The sequence below is a fragment of the Candidatus Paceibacterota bacterium genome, from assembly GCA_041663045.1.
GTDB lineage: Bacteria > Patescibacteriota > Minisyncoccia > Phycocordibacterales > GWA1-40-21 > Bog-1340.
Genome location: JBAZRH010000001.1, coordinates 337,447 through 355,978, shown reverse-complemented (window position 1 = coordinate 355,978; position 18,532 = coordinate 337,447). Strand labels below are relative to the sequence as shown.

Annotated in this window: 16 protein-coding genes and 3 tRNA genes; 8 read left to right on the top strand and 11 right to left on the bottom strand. The window is 38.5% G+C overall.

From position 1 onward, the window contains the following. Position 1 precedes the first annotated feature (1 nt). The 3 genes from WC631_01795 to WC631_01785 all read right to left on the bottom strand — a co-directional run bounded on the left by WC631_01795 (position 2) and on the right by WC631_01785 (position 4,055). Entirely contained in the window at positions 2-2,215 is a 2,214-nt protein-coding gene (locus WC631_01795) for a valine--tRNA ligase (GenBank protein MFA6227194.1), read from the bottom strand. A gap of 302 nt (positions 2,216-2,517) precedes the next feature. Beyond that, positions 2,518-3,714, bottom strand: coding sequence for a tRNA (adenosine(37)-N6)-threonylcarbamoyltransferase complex transferase subunit TsaD (tsaD, locus tag WC631_01790; protein MFA6227193.1), 1,197 nt, complete (start codon positions 3,712-3,714; stop codon positions 2,518-2,520). Between the two features lie 266 nt (positions 3,715-3,980). Continuing rightward, positions 3,981-4,055 (bottom strand) — tRNA-Glu (locus tag WC631_01785). Between the two features lie 65 nt (positions 4,056-4,120). Here WC631_01785 and WC631_01780 point away from each other — a divergent pair. From WC631_01780 to WC631_01745, 8 genes are all read left to right on the top strand, one after another. Next, positions 4,121-4,210, top strand: a tRNA-Ser gene (locus WC631_01780). Positions 4,211-6,354: 2,144 nt separating this feature from the next. Further along, a complete protein-coding gene (locus WC631_01775; GenBank protein ID MFA6227192.1) occupies positions 6,355-6,567 on the top strand; it encodes a helix-turn-helix transcriptional regulator in 213 nt (70 codons plus the stop codon). Positions 6,568-6,571: 4 nt separating this feature from the next. Then, the gene (locus WC631_01770) at positions 6,572-8,146 is read left to right on the top strand and encodes a DNA methyltransferase (GenBank protein MFA6227191.1); all 1,575 of its coding nucleotides are present in this window, start codon (positions 6,572-6,574) and stop codon (positions 8,144-8,146) included. A gap of 4 nt (positions 8,147-8,150) precedes the next feature. Continuing rightward, positions 8,151-8,948: a TdeIII family type II restriction endonuclease gene (locus WC631_01765; protein MFA6227190.1), complete on the top strand. Its 798-nt coding sequence runs from the start codon at positions 8,151-8,153 to the stop codon at positions 8,946-8,948. Positions 8,949-8,956: 8 nt separating this feature from the next. After that, positions 8,957-9,610, top strand: a complete 654-nt coding sequence (locus WC631_01760) for a hypothetical protein (GenBank protein ID MFA6227189.1) — start codon at positions 8,957-8,959, stop codon at positions 9,608-9,610. Position 9,611: 1 nt separating this feature from the next. Continuing rightward, positions 9,612-9,974, top strand: coding sequence for a hypothetical protein (locus tag WC631_01755; GenBank protein MFA6227188.1), 363 nt, complete (start codon positions 9,612-9,614; stop codon positions 9,972-9,974). A gap of 494 nt (positions 9,975-10,468) precedes the next feature. Then, positions 10,469-10,541, top strand: a tRNA-Val gene (locus WC631_01750). A gap of 46 nt (positions 10,542-10,587) precedes the next feature. Next, positions 10,588-11,274 carry a hypothetical protein gene (locus WC631_01745; protein ID MFA6227187.1) on the top strand — a complete coding sequence of 229 codons (687 nt, stop codon included), beginning with the start codon at positions 10,588-10,590 and terminating at the stop codon, positions 11,272-11,274. A 2-nt stretch (positions 11,275-11,276) separates the two neighbouring features. Here the strand turns inward: WC631_01745 and WC631_01740 are convergent, their stop codons facing one another. From WC631_01740 to WC631_01705, 8 genes are all read right to left on the bottom strand, one after another. Continuing rightward, entirely contained in the window at positions 11,277-12,200 is a 924-nt protein-coding gene (locus tag WC631_01740) for an FAD-dependent oxidoreductase (protein ID MFA6227186.1), read from the bottom strand. A 191-nt stretch (positions 12,201-12,391) separates the two neighbouring features. Continuing rightward, positions 12,392-13,555, bottom strand: a complete 1,164-nt coding sequence (ftsZ, locus tag WC631_01735) for a cell division protein FtsZ (GenBank protein MFA6227185.1) — start codon at positions 13,553-13,555, stop codon at positions 12,392-12,394. A 269-nt stretch (positions 13,556-13,824) separates the two neighbouring features. Next, positions 13,825-15,012, bottom strand: a complete 1,188-nt coding sequence (gene ftsA, locus WC631_01730) for a cell division protein FtsA (GenBank protein ID MFA6227184.1) — start codon at positions 15,010-15,012, stop codon at positions 13,825-13,827. A gap of 41 nt (positions 15,013-15,053) precedes the next feature. After that, positions 15,054-15,443 carry an rRNA maturation RNase YbeY gene (ybeY, locus tag WC631_01725; GenBank protein ID MFA6227183.1) on the bottom strand — a complete coding sequence of 130 codons (390 nt, stop codon included), beginning with the start codon at positions 15,441-15,443 and terminating at the stop codon, positions 15,054-15,056. Continuing rightward, a complete protein-coding gene (locus WC631_01720) occupies positions 15,443-15,688 on the bottom strand; it encodes a hypothetical protein (protein ID MFA6227182.1) in 246 nt (81 codons plus the stop codon). The genes ybeY and WC631_01720 overlap by 1 nt, the downstream gene beginning before the upstream one ends. Positions 15,689-15,994: 306 nt before the next feature. Next, on the bottom strand, positions 15,995-17,191 hold the full coding sequence (locus WC631_01715) for a His/Gly/Thr/Pro-type tRNA ligase C-terminal domain-containing protein (GenBank protein MFA6227181.1): 1,197 nt from the start codon (positions 17,189-17,191) through the stop codon (positions 15,995-15,997). Between the two features lies 1 nt (position 17,192). Further along, the gene (gene lepB / locus WC631_01710; GenBank protein ID MFA6227180.1) at positions 17,193-17,780 is read right to left on the bottom strand and encodes a signal peptidase I; all 588 of its coding nucleotides are present in this window, start codon (positions 17,778-17,780) and stop codon (positions 17,193-17,195) included. Positions 17,781-18,128: 348 nt separating this feature from the next. Continuing rightward, entirely contained in the window at positions 18,129-18,497 is a 369-nt protein-coding gene (locus tag WC631_01705) for a hypothetical protein (protein MFA6227179.1), read from the bottom strand. Positions 18,498-18,532: the final 35 nt, after the last annotated feature.

The window sequence follows — 18,532 nt, the reverse complement described above, 5'->3', positions numbered from 1 at the left end:
TCTAGTTATTTTTTACTGGCCAAGCCTCTATTATTATAAGATTTTTTGAGTCAGGAAGCGAGCCCCAGATTTCTTCGGTGACAAACGGCATAAATGGGTGCAAAACTTTCAAGATCTTGTCTAAAGTATGGAGCAAGAATTGTTTTCTAGAAACTATTTCTTCTTCAGATCCGCTACTTAATATTTTCTTGCTATCTTCAAGGATAATATCTGCCAGATTGTGCCAGACATAGTGGTAGATTTTCTCTGCAGCCATATAGAATCTGTATTCGTCTATATCTTTCGTAATATCAATCAGAATATCGTGTCTCTCTTTTCTTAATGATATATCTTTTTCTGTGTATTGCTCAAAATCCGTAATTAGTTTTGTCCCTTTCGTATTTTCTAAAATAAATCTCGTTATATTCCATATTTTATTTGCGAAATTTTTGTAACCACGGATTTTGTCTTCCGAGATTTTAAAATCTGTGCCCGGGGTGTTTGCAACTATCAATGCTATTCTTTCAGCATCTGTACCAAATTTAGCAGACATTTCTACAGGATCTACATTATTGCCTAAGGTTTTTGACATCTTTCTGCCTTTTGCGTCGCGAACCATTCCGTGCAGATATACATTTTTAAATGGTATATCACCAAGCAAATATCCAGACATAAGAATCATCCTTGCCACCCAGAAGAATAAAATATCATATCCGGTCTCCAATACATCTGTAGGATGATACATCTCAAAATCAGACCCCTTTTCTGGCTTGCCCGTCGATGTATTCATCGAATGGGGCCAGCCGAGTGTTGAAAATGTCCACATAGCGGAAGAAAACCATGTATCCAAAGTGTCTTCATCTTGAATCCAGCCAGCTTCTTTTGGTGCTTCTGTGCCAGAGTAAATTTCTTTGCCTTTATACCAGACCGGAATTCTGTGTCCATACCAAATCTGTCTTGAAATGCACCAGTCATTGAGTTTTTCTATCCAATGGAAATATGTCTTTCCGAAATAATCCGGAATAATATTTACTTGCCCGTTTGAGACGGAACTTTTCATTATTTCTTTCAGTGTCGTTTTCTGCCCGCTTTTAATTCCTTTTATATTTGAGTGGGGAAGTGTGAATTCTTTATTTACAGCAACAAACCATTGAAGTTTGGGTAGAGGCTCGATGATTCCACCAGTTCTCTCTGCTGTAGAGACATTTTGTTTAACACTTTCTTCTTTTTCCAAAAGTCCTTCGGATTTTAGCCATGCCACAATAGCTTCTCTAGCTTCAGCAACCTTTTTATCTTTTATATTTTCTCCACCAACCATCATTCTAGCCTTTTCATCTATTACTTGTACTTTTGGTAGGTTATGTCTTTCTGCAAGTGCCCAGTCGATCATACTATGAGCCGGAGTGACACCAAGTGCTCCTGTGCCGAACTCTTTATCCACTTCTTTATCCGCAATTATTTTTATATGTATCGGAACACCACAAAATACGGCGTCATATTCTTTACCGACATATTTATAATACCTAGCGTCGTCTGGATGCACAGCCACGGCAGTATCTCCGACTTTTGTTTCTGGTCTTGTGGTGGATATTGAAATGGGGAAGTCTTTGGAATATTTGAAAGTGTACATTTTTGCATCTCTTTCCTCGTATACAATTTCATCATCTGAAATTGTTGTCTGCCCTTTTGGATCCCAGTTTATTATTCTATAACCTCTATAAATCAATCCGTCGTCATACATTTTCTTGAAAGCAGTGCGGACGGCGAGATTTCTTTTCTCATCAAGCGTAAATGCTTCTCGGGACCAGTCGCAAGAAGCACCCATAACTTTCGTCTGGGAGATTATCGTATCATGACTTTGTTTTGCAAAAGCTTCAACTCTTTTTAACAATTCTTCTCTACCCAAATCAAATCTGGATTTATTTTCATTCTTCTTTATATCTTTTTCAACTTTGGATTGAGTGGCGATAGAAGCATGATCTGTCCCCGGAAGCCAAAGAGTTTTCTTACCACACATTCTATTGTAGCGGATCATTATATCTTCAAGAGTCAAAGTGAGAGCATGACCCATGTGAAGGACGCCGGTAACATTTGGAGGTGGCATTATTATGGTGTAGGGGGTTTTATGCCTTTCTGGGAGATTGTCTGGATTGAAATATCCGCTATCTAGCCATTTCTGGTAGATTCTCGGTTCGGTTTCTTGCGGATTATAGGGTTTCAAAAATTTATCATTCATGTGAAGAATAATAGCAAAAAAATGATATTTAGACAAAAGAAAAGGCCCCGACTAGACGATCTTGATAAAGATGATCGTTTTGTCGGGGGCTGGGTCTTTAAGGACGTACCCCGTGTCCTCCTTGTGGTCAGGGCGTTGGGTTGTTCTGATGTTGAACCCTCGCGTTCATGACCGTTCCCGTATGGGGAACTTGGAGCTCTCAGATTTATGGTCACTGCACCATGGGGCAGGTACCAAATTCTAAGGCCTGATTATATTAGCTCTATTTTAATTAAAATCAACAACAGAAAGTGGATAACTTATTAAAGCGATAGATTCCCACTTGCCCTGAAATCCGTAGCGGTTTTCTTACCGGCTTCTAAATTTATCGCTCCGGCAAGGGCTATCATAAAGGCATTATCTGTGGAAGCATTTACTTCAGGAATCATCAGTTCAACATCTTCTGCTTTGGATTTTTCGGTAAAGTCGTTTCTTATCTTTTTATTTGCGCTGACACCTCCACCAATTATTATTGTTTTCGCACTATATTTTCTGACGGCTTCAAATGTTTTCTTAGTCAACACTTCCAAGACGGCATTTTCAAATTCACAGGCGATTTCTTGTTTGATCTCTTCGGTCATCTCGGGAATTTTTTTAACAGTATAAAGCACCGCGGTTTTCAAACCGGAAAATGAAAAATCCAAATCACCCGAATGGATCATGGGGCGAGGTAGGGGATATGGCGGTTTTTTATCTGGATTTTCTGCCCTTTCTTTTTCGGCGAGTTTAGAAATCTGTGGTCCACCCGGGTATGGAAGACCGAGAATCCTTGCAACTTTATCAAAAGCTTCGCCCACAGCGTCGTCTCTCGTATTGCCGACGATTTCATATTGAAGATTGTCTTTTGCGAGGACAAGCTGGGTATGCCCACCACTTATAAGAAGAGCGATAGCGGGGAATTTAATCTCTTTTAATAAAAATTGAGGTGTTTCCTTAGCCTTGGAAGGTGACTCCTCGGTTTTTATTTTATCAATAGCTGCGACAAGGATATGTCCCTCCATATGATTTGTGGGGATGATAGGAATATTCCAAATAATTTCAAGTGCTTTTGCAAAATTCACACCGACCCAAAGTGCCGGCTCAAGCCCCGGGCCGTTTGTCACGGCAATCGCATCTATATTTGGCTTTTCGATTTTCTCCGCAAGCTCAATAATCTGATCAAAAATATCCATTTCTTTTACAAGGAGTTCTTTGAGTTTTTCTCTTGCTGATTCTAGGATAGGAGATCTTACTTCTTTTATACAGCTCGCTTCTTCCAAACATCTTTCAAACAGTGGAATAAGATTTTTTGCATGTTCTCTTTTTGCCATCATAGGGAAAACTCCGCCATATTGTGCATGTAAAGCGATTTGAGAATATAGCTGATTACCAAGTATTTTAATATTGCCGACTTCTTTGTCGGTTTCAATTAAGCAAACTGCTGTTTCATCGCAACTGGTCTCGATTCCTAGAATCTTCATGTTAAGTATAATTTAGCAGATAAAATACAAAAATACCACTTCTCGCCCCGTTAGTTTATTCTGATAAATTTTTACGGGGTCGCAACTGGTTTCAATGCCTAAGATTTTCATTTGATTTTATTAAGGTGAATCGGTCACGAGTATTTTTCTGCTGAAAAATCTCTCGACCCCGACTCCTTCGTCTTTACTCAGTCCGTCTTTCGATTCTTTTAAAATGTAAAGACTTTTACATTTTAAAATCACAAAAATATTACTGTGTAAATTTTTGGTGACCCTACAGGGAATCGAACCCTGATTACAGCCTTGAAAAGGCCGTGTCCTAACCATTAGACGATAGGGCCAAACGGCTCAAACAATATAACCTTTTTTTGAAAAAAAGGCAAAAAGATGTTATCTTTACAAACATGGAAGTGTGGGTGAGTGGTTGAAATCACCGCTCTCGAAAAGCGGCATGCTCGAAAGGGCATCGGAGGTTCGAATCCTCCCACTTCCGCCAAAAATCGAAATCAGTTTTTGAAGCCAAAATGGGGTCGCGCCGAAGGCGCGACACTAATGCATTCCCCCCGCCGAATTCAGAATCCAAAAGGGTTTTCCACGCTCCGCGTGGCTCAAAAAGTACGGTTCGATCCTTAATTAAAAAGTTCGAACCGACTTTTTTGAACAAATGAAGTTTTTCTTCATTTGTTCCCTCGTTTGCCAATTCCATATTGTATTTCAAAAACTTTTCGGTAAGTTCGAACCGATTATTCGCTTTTTGCTCAAAAGCCGATAATTTCTCTTTGAGAAGCTGTTTTGAGGCAACCAGCGCACTTTTTGCGTCGCGATATTCTTCAATTGAAAGTGCGTTCTCTAAATACGCCGTCATCAGCTTCTCAATCTTGGAATCTAAAAGAGAAATATCGGCTTTTGCAGAATCCACAAAAAGCGAACTCGATTGGACTTCTGATTGCCGATCTTTTGCATTTTCGGCAATCATCCACTCCGTCCAATCGAGAGGCAAAGAAACTTTTTTGATTTCATTTTGAATTTGAGAAGTGATGAGCTCCTCACGAACATATTTTTGAGTACAAGGATTTTTCCGTTTGGTACAGCGGAGATAGCGATGACCTTTTTGTTGCTCGGTAGTTATAAAACAGCCACATTCTCCGCAACGGAAAAATCCTCTGTACAAAAATGGCTTTAGCCCTTTCGAGTGAGGTTTAGATTTTCTCATCATCACTTCTTGACATTGATCAAAAAGTTTCTTTGAAATAATCGGTTCGTGCTTTCCCTCAAAAATCTCTCCGTTATATCTCATTAGTCCGGTGTAAATAGGATTTTTGAGAAGTTTTTGATAATTCGACACCGCAAGCTCTCTACCGCTTTTTCTTTTCAATCCAAGCCCATTAAACTTGTCGCGGACTTCCCGCAAAGTGAAGTTTCCAGTTGAATATGCCTCAAATGTCTTTTTAACAAGTGGTGCTAAATCTGCGTGAGGGATAATTCCACCACCTTTCACATTGACATAACCTATCGGGGACATTTGAGGCCATATTCCTTCCTTCACTTTGTTTCTGTGTCCGCGCTTGATATTCTCCGACAAGTTATCCACGTAATACTTGGATTGAGAAAAAGCGATTGAGAGCATAAACTTTCCTTGCGGTGTTGTATCACACCAGAAAGTTGGAAATTTTAGCTCGGCAATTTTTCCCGTATCGAGCAAATAGATAATTTTTCCACCATCAACACTATTTCTCGCCAATCTGTCGGGGTGCCACGCTAAAATTCCATTTGCCTCATTTGCTTCGATACGGAGAAGCATTTCATTAAATACTGGCCGACCCGGGGCTTTAGCGGTTTGTTTTTCCACAAAAATATCAACAACCTCGATTTGTTCTTTAACCGCTAACTCTTTAAGCTCGGCCAGTTGATCCGAAATGCTTCTAACTTGCCGATCCTCAGTATCGGTAGATTTACGAGTGTATATAAAAAATTTTCTGGTGTGATCAATCATAATTTTGTATTGGCAAACGAGGAGCCACGCGGAGCGTGGAAAACCCTTTTGGATTCTGAATTCGGCGGGGGGAATGCATTAGTGTCGCGCCTTCGGCGCGACCCCATTTTGGCTTCAAAAACTGATTTCGATTTTTGGCGGTGTGTATTATACAAAGTTCGAATGTATTTTGAAAGCAACCCTGATGCCGACTAATCGCACGCGCGGAGCGCGTGGTGGCTCTAAACTGCCTCGTACGCTCGTATCGTTCCGCCACCGCCTCGCAAAGCCTCGGCGGAAACCCCGAAAGAAAAACACTCCTTGCATTTCTGATTTGGCGGGGGTGAAATTTCTTTTGAAAAAGGAAAGGGTGTTTTTCTTTCGGGGTTCTGCCCTCCAAGTATTCGGGCAGGTGGCGGAACAATGCGGACGAAGTTTTGGCAAAACTATTTTTTGGGGAGGAAAGGATTTGCCAAAACTTCGGCTGATTTGTTTTTGAATTCGGATGTCGCAAGCGGAGGAGGAGGGGTTTGGGGAGGAATTTTCCATTTGCTCCTCTTTTTGTTTTGGGGGAATTCGGGGCGGACAAAAAAATTGAGAAAAGATTAAATTCATGTTAGTATAGTTGTGAGGGTTAGTTTCAACGCTCATACTTATACTATCATACTATGGAAAGCAAACAAAATAAAGAAATTGGGGATAAAATAAAAGTCTTTCGCGCAAAGCAAGGATTGACACAGGACGCTCTTGCGAGAAAGTGCGATATTCCCTACACAACACTGACCAAGATTGAATCGAATGTTATAACAAAACCGTCAATCCAAACTGTAACCAAAATCGCCGAGGGGCTAGGAATAAGCATTGATAATCTGATAAAATAAAACTATGTCATTAGTAACTATCCCCGAAGCATCAAAATGGGCATCAGAACATCTCAAGAAAGATGTTTTACCTACGAACATTTCTTACCTTGTCCAGTATGGAAAAGTAAAAAAACATGGAGAGAACGGCTCGACCATGGTTGATTTGAATGATTTAAAAAAATATTATAATTCTTATAATGGCACGCGCGAAGTAAGTTGGAAAAAAAATCTAGGCGATGATTTAAATTGGACGCTTTCTTTTGATAATTTAAGAGAGGTGGATACCACAAAACATGTACACCGACTCCACCCATATAAAGGTAAATACATTCCACAACTTGTTGAATATTTTATAGATAATCATACTGATGATTTTAAGAAAGAAGCCTATTTCAAAGCAGGTGATGTTATTCTTGATCCATTCTTGGGTTCTGGGACAACAATTATTCAATCGCTTGAAATGGGTATTCATTCCGTTGGTATAGATGTTTCTGAATTTAACTGCATGATTTCAAGTTGTAAGGCAACACACTATAACGATGAGTACTTACAAAAAGCGATTAAAAAACTAATTGCTTCACTTGATTCTTTTGATCATGACAATAAAATTCAAGATTTTGAAAACGAACTTTTGGCCGAACTTGCCAAATTTAACTTGGTACATTTTCCGGGTTCTGACTTTAAATACAAAATCAATCAAGGAAGTTTTGATGAAAATAAATTTGCCACAGAAAAAGAGAAGGAGTTTTTGCCTGTATATCAGAAACTACTAAAAAAGTATTCAATTAAGTTAAAACAGGACAAATCCGATTCTTTCCTTGATGTTTGGTTTATGGATAATGTTCGTCGAGAGATAGATCATGTTTTCCAAACAATCAAACAAGAAAAAGACGTCAAAACCCGCAAAATGTTAGCTCTGATTTTGAGCAGGACAATCAGATCGTGTCGTGCGACTACGCACAGCGACCTCGCAACCCTCAAAGAACCTCAACTTACGACTTATTACTGTTATAAACACAAAAAAATCTGCAAACCTCTTTTCTCGATAACGAGTATGCTCAATCGCTATGCTCTTGATACATTAAACAGAATCAGAGAATTTAGTAGATTACGAAAACCAGTTCACCATTCCGTTTTAGCTGGTGATTCAAGGGCGATAGATATTTTTGAGAAAATAGAGAAGCAAAATCCAGAATTTTCTAAAATTCTAAAAAAACAAAAAATAGCTGGTATTTTTTGCTCACCTCCTTATGTAGGGCAGATTGATTATCACGAGCAACACGCTTACGCATATGACCTTCTTGGATTTAAGCGCAAGGATGATTTAGAAATTGGGCCGCTATACAAAGGGCAAGGAATGGAGGCTCGCCGGTCATATGCACAAGGGATTGCAGATGTGTTAAATAACTGTAAGCAATACCTCAAAACAGATTTTGACATTTTTCTTGTGGCAAATGATAAATATAATCTCTACCCAGAAATTGCGGAAAAGGCGGGAATGAAGATTGTCAATCAGTTTAAGCGACCAGTATTGAACAGAACGGAACGCGATCGAAATCCGTATTCAGAAATTATATTTCATTTTAAAGTAAAATAATCATATGGCTTTATCTGAAAAATCAAAAATTGAGGTTTACCAATTTCTCAAAGAGAAAATCTTAAGGAAGATTGCGGAGTATGATTTAAGCGATGAGGATTCAGCAAAACCTTTTCAATATGCCCTTTTCACAAAGAAGGGTTACTTAGCAAAAGGATTTATACATGGTTGCGAAACCGCACTTGGTAGTTGGCATGAATCAGTTGCGAAAATCATTGCCAAAGAAAATTTTAAGGTAGCAAAAAAACTACAAGGAACAGAGAAATTGCAAGGAAAAATTACACACGAAGCACAGCGAACATTTGAGAATATTCTCAGTGATCTTGATAGTGTAAAGAGAGAGCCAAGTCATAAAAAAGAGTCAGAAGAAATCTATAATGCAAGTCAGGACAGTAAGGATTTAGTTGATAGAATTCAAACTGTTGATCTTTATCTTGAACGAGATAACGGCGAAGAAATATATTTCGAGATAAAAGGACCTAAGCCAAATAAAAATGAAATGAGGGCTGCAAAGAGAGATCTTTTAGAGATTTACGCTATGAAAGCAAGAGAGGGTAAAAGGGTGAAAATATTTTTAGGCATGTATTATAATCCTTACGCACCACAAGAATACCAACGATGGACATGTATTAAATTTTTCGACAAAGGTAACGACTTTCTCATTGGAAAAGATTTTTGGGATTATTTTGGTGGAGCCGGTACTTTTGAGGATTTAATCAAAATTTATGAAGAAGTTGGAGAAGAAATAAGACCAGAGTTAGAAAAGAAGTTCAAAAAGATAATTGAAACAAAAATAGACTAAAAATAATTATGAGCAAAACAATCGCCAAATTAAATAAGCTCAATAACCCCGAATCGTTTATTCAAGTCAATACGATTAAGGGTTTTAAGTATGTTGATAAGGCGGGAGAAATCGTGAATGCTTATCACAAAAAGAATTCCGCCCCACAGTTTTCAATGAATCTCAACGGGTTAGTTATTCAAGATCCGAAAGATAAAATTGAACAATTAAAAATCACCGCTCAAGCGGTGTGGGCGAAATTTGCTGAACCAGATTCGTTGGATATGATCTCAACTCTATTCTCAAAGGAGGCAGAGACAATTTCAAAGATATTAGAAGTTGAAAAAATAAGCCGAATTGGTTGGCGGAATTATTTTGTATATGAATTTGCAGACCAAGCAAAACAAGATGAGTATTTGAAGAAATTTACTGTTATTAAGGAAACCAAGCCGTCTGTGATTCGTCTTGAAGTAAAAACTGGAAAAGATTTTAGCGCAAATTTAGTAATACAACCTGTTGTAAAAAACGACGAGGCAAAAACCCTAGGCATTCTTTTTGATGTTGATGTATTTCAAGCTGGAGAAATTGAAATTGGCGATATATCAGCAACACTTAAAAGTTTCAAACAATACTTAGCGGATGATAATGGATTTTTGAGCGTGATAAATAGCACCTTTGAATAATATGTGGCAAGAACTTATTAAAAAAATTGAACTTCAATCTATACTGGTGTTATTTATCACGCTTCTTGCAGGTTGCTGGCTCTTGAATGGAGCAAATAATTTTACAAGTCCGCGTGGCATTTTAGGAACAATTTCAATTTCTGTAGGATTGCTTTATACAATAATCTCTTTCTTTTCAAATCAAATTCGTGAAAGTTATAAAGATGTAATTAGCGAATACAAAAGTACAATCGGAACTTTACGATCTAGTAGTAAAGACATAGAAAAATCTTATCAAGCACTATCAAGTCAGGGCAAGGACAGAGTTATCGGTGGAAATTACCAAACCATTAGTGAAGCAGAAGTTGGCACGAACGATAGTTGATGATAAGATTTTTGTAGAAGTCCGCCCCGAATTCCCCCAAAACAAAAAGAGGAGCAAATGGAAAATTCCTCCCCAAACCCCTCCTCCTCCGCTTGCGACATCCGAATTCAAAAACAAATCAGCCGAAGTTTTGGCAAATCCTTTCCTCCCCAAAAAATAGTTTTGCCAAAACTTCGTCCGCATTGTTCCGCCACCTGCCCGAATACTTGGAGGGCAGAACCCCGAAAGAAAAACACCCTTTCCTTTTTCAAAAGAAATTTCACCCCCGCCAAATCAGAAATGCAAGGAGTGTTTTTCTTTCGGGGTTTCCGCCGAGGCTTTGCGAGGCGGTGGCGGAACGATACGAGCGTACGAGGCAGTTTAGAGCCACCACGCGCTCCGCGCGTGCGATTAGTCGGCATCAGGGTTGCTTTCAAAATACATTCGAACTTTGTATAATACACACCGCAATTTGTTTTTTGGCTTTTTTGTGCTAATATCTCTAAAGAAAATTTGGGCGGTTAGCTCAGTTGGTAGAGCGCAGGATTGACGTTCTTGATGTCGTGGGTTCGAATCCCTCACCGCCCACAATAATGTATTTGATTATACGGACCATTGGGTATATAATATATACATGAAGTCCAAATGGTTCGATTTAAAGAATAATGCGATCTCTTTAAGAAAAAGAGGTCTTTCTATTAGGCACATAGAAAAGAAATACAGTATTCCACGTTCTACGTTAAGTGGTTGGTTTAGCGGTATAAAACTAACTGCTAATCAGGAGATTAAGCTAGAGGAGAATAAACGACTTGCTTTAATCGAAGCTAGAAAGAAGGCTATATTGTGGCATAATGCCGAAAAACAGAAAAGAATAATAAAAGCGGAATTGGATGCTATTAATATACTAAATAGTATTAATTATAATAATAAGAAGATTATAGAACTAGCTTTAGCGATGTTGTATCTTGGTGAAGGTTTTAAAAAATCAAATAATACCGGTATAGGGAATTCTGATCCACAAATACTGAACTTCTTTATATCAGCTATTGAGAAGTGCTTCGGTTTCGATAGAAAGGGCTTTAGGTGTGAGCTTCATTTGCGTGCTGACCAAGACGTGGATCATGTTAGAAAGTATTGGTCGAAAGAATTAAAAATACCATTAGAAAACTTTACTTCGATTAGTATTGATAATAGAACAAAAGGGAAAAAGACTTATGATTATTATAAGGGCGTGTGTGTTTTAAGACTTGGTAGGACCGATATTCAGAGAAGGTTAGTTTTCTTATCTAGAAAGTTTTGCGATATTATCATCAATAAATAACTCTATTTCATCTTCAGATATTTATAAATATCCTCCAGCGCTTTAATAGCGTCGCCGGCGGCGATATTGTTTTGTTTGTATAGTCCATCGGTGCAGTCGCCAGCAGCCCAGATGCCTTCCTCGGAAGTTTTTTGGGTTTTTGGGTCTACTATCACATGTTCTTTTTCATCGAGCTTCACAATACCGTGTTTGATGTAATCCACAGAAGGATTTGCGCCGATTTCTACGAAAATACCTTGTACAGGAAGCTCTTTCGCTTCATCGCTGTCTTTCTCTTTATAAACTATTCCTGATACAAACTTATCGCCTTTTATTTCTATCAAATCCACATTTGATATTGCGTGGGCTCGTGGGTCGGAGAGAACCTTTTTGATGGTTATGGGATCTGCCCTAAAATCACTTCTTTGAAGGATTGTAACGCTTTTGACATAAGCGAGAAGCTGGGAAGCGGATTCAAATGCACTATTTCCACCGCCAATCACTGCCACATCCATATCGGCAAACATAGGTCCGTCGCAAGTGGCACAGTATGTGATGCCTTTGCCTTCAAACTCTTCCGCACCTTTTATATTTAATTTCCTTCGGACGCTTCCGGAGGCCACCAATACGGTCTTGACGCTGTATTTATTTTTATTTGTTGAAATTATAAAGTCCTTGCCGTCTTTTGTAAGACTTTCGACTTTCTCTTTTTCTTTTATATCTACGATATCGCCAGAATAAGCTTTGAGATGTTTCTCAAGATTTGAAGCTAGATTCTCACCGCTTATGGAAGGCGTGCCTATCCAGTTTTGAATATTGTCAGAGACGACGCTTTGATTATGAAAACTCTCGGTTATAAAAACCGTTTTTATCCTTTTTCTGGCAGCATAAACTCCGGCAGCAACGCCAGCAGGTCCACCACCGATGATAGCTAAATCGTAAATCATAATCTTGTAAGTCTTTGAGCGAGTATCGTTACTTTTCTGTGTCCGCAGGCGAGCTTGCATGGTGCGATGTGGTGTAATTTTGCGAGAAGTAATCTTCGAGCAAAAGTATACCAACAGCGCAAGCCGCCGAGGATTAGGAAATTTTCCGGCTGGGGAAAATTTCTGCACAGAAAAGTGACGATACGAGCGAATTATTTTATTTTAGATCTTCTCAAGAAAGCCGGTACAGCACCCCAGTCGTCATCTTCATCTATTTTAATATCTTTTTTTTCTGGTACTGGCTCTGGCTTTACTTCTTCTTTTGTCGAACCGCCGAATATTTTAGACGTTTTTTTCTCATCTTTTTCTTCCGGTTTAGTATTTGTCACTCCATGGAAAAGCGATTTCTTGGCTGGTATATCTGAAAAACCTGAAGCAATAACAGTGACTTTAATTTCGTTTTTCTTCAATCTGTCGTCATTTATTGTCCCGAAAATTATTTTTGCGTTTGGATCTACAGAATCTGTAATTATCTTTGCTATATCTTGAATTTCAAACAAAGTTACATCATCTCCACCAGCTACAGAAAATAGCACACCTTTTGCTCCATTTATTGAGACTTCAAGGAGAGGGGAGCTGATAGCCATCTTGGCTGCTTCTTCTGCTCTCTTGTCGCCACTAGCCATACCAATACCCATAAGAGCTGCGCCGGCATTTTCCAAAACTGCCTTTATGTCTGCGAAGTCTATATTTTTGATAGTTCCTGGCATTGTGATAAGATCTGAAATTCCTTCAACGGCCTGTTTTAAAATATCATCACACATACCGAAGGCGGATTTTGCTGTTGTTTCTCTTGATACCGTAGCTAAAAGTCTGTCATTAGGAATTGTAATCAAAGCATCAACATTTTTTCTAAGTTCTTCAATGGCTTGCTCGGCGATTCTGTTTCTTACCGTCCCTTCAAAAGAAAATGGTTTTGTAACAACACCAACAGTGAGAATACCCATTTCTTTTGCTATTTTTGCTATAACCGGAGTCGCCCCAGAACCTGTGCCACCACCCTTACCACAAGAGACAAAGACCATATCTGCACCTTTGATGGCTTCCTGTATTTCTTCTCTTGTTTCTTCAGCAGCCCTTTTTCCGATCTCAGGATTCATACCTGCGCCGAGACCTTTTGTAAGATTTTTTCCAATATGGATTTTCTTTGATGCGAGTGAGTGATGTAAATCTTGTGCGTCTGTATTGATTACGATAAATTCTATCCCTTTTACTTTGGAACTTATCATGTGATTCACGGCATTTTTTCCTGAGCCTCCAACCCCAAGAACTTTTATTCTTGCAAATGTCTCAACCTCTGGTTTTATTTGTGGCATATTCTTTCTGGCTGTTAGCTACCTACTGTCTGTCGTTTGAATAAAATCAAATGACCACGACGGCTTTTTCGCGTCCAGCAATTAAAATTTAACTAATAAACAACTCAAAATTAACTTGAAGTAATCATACCAAAAGACACCATAAAAAGGAAAGTTGACTTCATGTGGATAGCGTGACTGGTTTATATCTGCAGGACACAGAAAAAGACGGGGTTTTTGCGAAGCAAAAACCCCGTCTTTTTAGTTTTTCTTCACAAAAGAGTTTTATGTTATGGTAAGAATTGTCCAAACCAATCCGTCATCTTTTTTATAGTGTTTCTCGGAAGGCGAATACCTGTTGGAATATCACTACTGTTACTAATACCCCAGACGGCAAGCCCATAGGCAACAGACCAAGAAGAATCGCTGAGCTGACTATTTTTAATATTTGAAATAAAATTGATCGAAGCAACTTTTGACGGAAGTTTAAGAGAGTCTTTTGCTATTTCTTCTATTGTAGAAAGGCTAGCTCCTCCGCCAGTAAGTACAATACCAGCTGGTAAGAGACCGCTTCTGCCTATCTTTTTTAGATGTACTTCTACAAGATCAAAAATATCTGAAAGTCGGGCGAGAATGATTTCTTCAAGTTTTTTTCTCGGATACTGGCTATCAGAAAGAACAGAGCCCATTTTCACATGTTCTGCTTCATCTATTGGAATTTTGAATCCAAGAGCAATATCGTTTGTAATATCGGTACTACCAATAGGGAAGACCTCAAGTGATATTGGAGTGTTGTTTTCAAATACAACTATAGAAACTGTTTCTGAACCGATATTTGCCAATACACACCCGGCTATTTTTTGTACTTTTGTAAGACTTACAATACTTGCAGCAAGTGGGGAGGCCATAACGTCTAGTACTTCTACACCTGCTTCTTCCACGGCTTTTATTAGATCATTCAAATGTTGTTCAAGGCACGTTACAAAAAGAGCTTTTACTTCTAGCTTTGTACCACGCATCCCTGCTGGCCTGCCGATTACTACTTGGCCGTCTATTTTATATGAAACAGGAATTGCATGAACAATCTTTTTATTCATCAAAGAATTTTGTGATAATTCTTCTTCCGCAACAGCTAAGACATTTCTAACATCAAGGTCTGTTATTTCCGAATCAGCTTTTGAGATCATAACAGAACCCTTTGACATAATCCCAGAAATACCAATTCCACCTATTGAGACGTATGCTCTTTTGATTCTTATTTTAGAGGTTCTTTCAGCCTGAGTTATTGCGATTTTTAAACTTCTTGCCACATCAGGGGTGTTGAGTATATATCCGTGTCTTAAACCCTTTGATTCAATATAGCCACTACCGATAACACGTGCACTTGTAATGCCATTTTCATTCTTTACATCCTCAGCGACAACCACTTTTATTTGGTATGTTCCGATATCTATTCCTACTGATATTCTTTGTGACATTGGCTAATGATAAATTATAGCCAAATTATAACAAAATATTTTTAAATTTGAAAATGCTTTCTGTTTACTATTTCTACCTCTTCCATCTTTATGCCGTGGTCATATCCCAACAAATGAACTAGCCCATGTATAAATAAATATGATAAGAAATTATTATATTCTCTTTCAAACAATGGAGCCTTCTCTCTGGCAATGTCTTGGCAAATAAATATTTCTCCAAGTTTCTTTTCAAGCGGGAAACTTAAAATATCTGTGGATGAATCTATACCGCGATATTTTTTATTTAAATCTCTGATCTTCTTTTTGCCGACTATTACAAGCGAGAGGGAGTAGTCTTCCCCCAAGACGTAATTTTTCATATTGAGAAATGGCAAGCTTGGGAGCTTGCCTTTCGTCTTGTTTATTATTATGAAATTACCGTCTTTTTTCATTATCTTGATCTTCCTGGATTTTCTTGGATTTTTCCTAGTTTGATCTGTTCTACTCTGTCTGCTCTTCTCTTCAAACCCTCCAATGTTTTTATTTTGGTCTTGTAATGAGAGAGCTTTCTGCCAGAATACCTAATAGATCTTACTCTTGGTAATACTCCAGAACCTTGCACTTTTTTAGTAAATCTTCTGAGAAGACTTGCATTGCTTTCACTACTATTTTTTTCTACTTCGATGTTTGTTGCCATACAGGGGGAGATGATAACACTTTACATAGAAGAATGCAAGCGATAAGCGAGCGAATATTACTATTTTCCTGTGTCCGCAGGCGAGCTTGTGCGGTGCGATGTGGTGTAATTTTGCGAAGTGTATTCACGAGCAAAAGTATACCACAGCGCAAGCCGCCGAGTTGAGATTTGGGTAAGGGACCCAAATAAAAGACCTTGAACGTTTTGTACTCAAAATGTGAAAGGTGTACTGCTCCTGTAAGGAGTTAGGAAATTTTTCGGCTGGGGAAAATTTCTGCACAGGAAAATAGTGATATGAGCGAGCTTTTAGGCCTTAAGTTTCTTCAAATACTTTGCTAAATCACTTATTTTGATGGTCTCTTGTGTTCTCGTGGCATTTTCTCTTATCATCACGGAGTTTTCCAGCGATTCTTTTTTGCCCATAATAATCACATAAGGGACCTTAGACTTTTCTACAAGTGCAAACTGGCTACCAAATTTATCCCTTCCAAGCATATGATAAATAAATATTTTTTCTTTTCTAAGAGCCTCTATTACTTCCAAACTTTTATGTTTTGCATCATCGCCAAGTTGCACATAGAAAGCAGTGGGTTTATTAAGTTTTGAGACTTTTTTAATAGTAGACTTTTTCTTAAGGAAGACTTTTAATCCAACTCCAGGTAAATCTTTCTTGTGACCGATTTTCTGTGCAAGCCCGTCGTATCTAAAGCCGATAGCTAGGGCATCTTCACTTTCATTATCTTTAATTTCAAAGATAGTCTGTGAACAATACTTTCTATCTGGTACAAGGCAGTTATTTATCTTAAAAGGTATTCCCATTGTCTCAATATATTCAAAGACTTCTTTAAATTGTACCCGGCTCTCATCAGAAAGACATCCCACAGAAGTGGGTGCCCCTTCTTTTAACTTTGTACACTCACACTTATCACAATTGAGAACATAAAAGGCATCTTTCTTAAAATTTTGCCTGCAATGAGGAGAGAGCTCATTTATATTTTTCTTGTAGTAGTTTGTAAGCTCTCTTGCAAATTTATTTAAAGATTCTTTGTCACCAATACTATTGATTTCTATTGAAAGATTCTTATAGCCATTATCTTCGAGTATGGCTACAGCTGTTTTTATAAGAAGGGCTTCGGCAATACTCTTTGGTGTACCTACAACTTCAAGATTGAAAGAATTTTTCCCTCTTTCTTTTCCTGTTTCGCTTTCATAGACGAGCATTACTGGCTGGGGGAGTATATTCATGCTTTGTTCAAAATATTCTCTCAAAAACGCAGCTCTTTCTTCAGCAAATTCTGTAGAGAAAACCCAAGGCATTTCGGCGCAGCTTTTGGCCCAACTTTCTTTTAATGCAGAAATCCTTACAAGATCTTCTTTATTTGCCTTAGGGTGTTTTGTCGGTGTAAAGCCATAATAAATCGCAGCTTCAACAGCTTTGTCTATTGGTGTAAAGTTTATAAATTTTGATTCAGCCACCCTTCTCGTTTTTTTCTGTTTTGTCATATTAATATTGATTATATTCTCCTGGGAAAAGTGATATCTGTGTGAAAGGGAAAAGACGGACAAATGCTCGGCCTTTTATATTTTCCTTTTTCAGTGTACCCCAGAATCTTGAATCGGAGCTGTTGTGGCGATTGTCTCCCATAACAAAATATTCGTCTGCACCAAGGGTGATTTTTTTATTTACAACCGTGTAGTAAGGGGAGAGCTTGTCTATATAAACGTAAGGCTCACTAAGTACAAGACCTTTTGGATTTTCTGTATTAAAGATTGTAACTTTATCGCCATCTATTTCTATTGTCTCACCCGGAAGGCCGATAACTCTTTTGATAAAAAATACAGTCTTGTCTAATGCATAGTGAGAAAGTACGAGGGCTTCTTCTGGCACTTTAAAAACAATAACATCACCCCTTTTTGGGGCTTCAAATCTATATGAAAGCTCATCTATTATTAAATAGTTACCGCCGGCAAAAGAATTATCCATAGATGCTCCAGAAACGATAAATGGCTGGGCTATGAATATGCGGACGGGGAGAACGATTATTACGGATAGGATTACCACGCCGAGGGTTTCTTTGACGAATTTTTTCATGTAAAGGGCATTATAATACGGAAAGGGGTTTGACACAAATAGCTCGCTCGTATCCCAATTTTGTTGTGCAGAAATTTTCCCCAGCCGAAAAATTTCCTAATCCTCGGCGGCTTGCGATGTGGTATACTTTTGCTCGAAGATTACTTCTCGCAAAATTACACCACATCGCACCATGCAAGCTCGCCTGCGGACACAACAAAATCGGAATACTCGCTCGCTCATGAAATAGATTAAAGCATGTAATGCTCAAAAATCACAAGTCTCGCTCGCTTACGAATAGGGAGTAGAAAATGGAAATAAAAAAATCGCCACCCCCTATAAAAGCGGGGTGGCGACAAACCGATTTACTCACGGCACGATCTTAAAGACGAAAGCACTTGCATTGTCAATAATACCGCAATAGACCCCTATCCGTAATGGAACCATGGTAGTTATAAAGACCAACCACAATGAGTAGTATAATGCACGCGAAGACTCTCTATCCACCGTTGCCTTTTTTGTTATACTGTCATTTGCAAGTATAAACATCCCTATGACTATAGTCTCGAAAAAAGCGTAGTGCATACTTTCTTCAAAGACGATATGAAAACCCCAGAAACTCAGGACGGACCCAAGTACAAAAAATAACATCATTTTGAGCATCTTATCCATTTTTTCCTCCAAATTCACTAACGGCTTTTTAGCCAAAGGGTAGCGATACCCGTTTTCAAATATCATTTGTATCAAAGATGAACAGCGACAAGCCATTTACA

What these genes read in the sequence shown, in the direction of transcription:
- WC631_01795 (MFA6227194.1), bottom strand. Translation starts at nt 2,215, where the DNA reads ATGAATGATAAATTTTTGAAACCCTATAATCCGCAAGAAACCGAACCG.
- tsaD (MFA6227193.1), bottom strand. Translation starts at nt 3,714, where the DNA reads ATGAAGATTCTAGGAATCGAGACCAGTTGCGATGAAACAGCAGTTTGC.
- WC631_01775 (MFA6227192.1), top strand. Translation starts at nt 6,355, where the DNA reads ATGGAAAGCAAACAAAATAAAGAAATTGGGGATAAAATAAAAGTCTTT.
- WC631_01770 (MFA6227191.1), top strand. Translation starts at nt 6,572, where the DNA reads ATGTCATTAGTAACTATCCCCGAAGCATCAAAATGGGCATCAGAACAT.
- WC631_01765 (MFA6227190.1), top strand. Translation starts at nt 8,151, where the DNA reads ATGGCTTTATCTGAAAAATCAAAAATTGAGGTTTACCAATTTCTCAAA.
- WC631_01760 (MFA6227189.1), top strand. Translation starts at nt 8,957, where the DNA reads ATGAGCAAAACAATCGCCAAATTAAATAAGCTCAATAACCCCGAATCG.
- WC631_01755 (MFA6227188.1), top strand. Translation starts at nt 9,612, where the DNA reads ATGTGGCAAGAACTTATTAAAAAAATTGAACTTCAATCTATACTGGTG.
- WC631_01745 (MFA6227187.1), top strand. Translation starts at nt 10,588, where the DNA reads ATGAAGTCCAAATGGTTCGATTTAAAGAATAATGCGATCTCTTTAAGA.
- WC631_01740 (MFA6227186.1), bottom strand. Translation starts at nt 12,200, where the DNA reads ATGATTTACGATTTAGCTATCATCGGTGGTGGACCTGCTGGCGTTGCT.
- ftsZ (MFA6227185.1), bottom strand. Translation starts at nt 13,555, where the DNA reads ATGCCACAAATAAAACCAGAGGTTGAGACATTTGCAAGAATAAAAGTT.
- ftsA (MFA6227184.1), bottom strand. Translation starts at nt 15,012, where the DNA reads ATGTCACAAAGAATATCAGTAGGAATAGATATCGGAACATACCAAATA.
- ybeY (MFA6227183.1), bottom strand. Translation starts at nt 15,443, where the DNA reads ATGAAAAAAGACGGTAATTTCATAATAATAAACAAGACGAAAGGCAAG.
- WC631_01720 (MFA6227182.1), bottom strand. Translation starts at nt 15,688, where the DNA reads ATGGCAACAAACATCGAAGTAGAAAAAAATAGTAGTGAAAGCAATGCA.
- WC631_01715 (MFA6227181.1), bottom strand. Translation starts at nt 17,191, where the DNA reads ATGACAAAACAGAAAAAAACGAGAAGGGTGGCTGAATCAAAATTTATA.
- lepB (MFA6227180.1), bottom strand. Translation starts at nt 17,780, where the DNA reads ATGAAAAAATTCGTCAAAGAAACCCTCGGCGTGGTAATCCTATCCGTA.
- WC631_01705 (MFA6227179.1), bottom strand. Translation starts at nt 18,497, where the DNA reads ATGATATTTGAAAACGGGTATCGCTACCCTTTGGCTAAAAAGCCGTTA.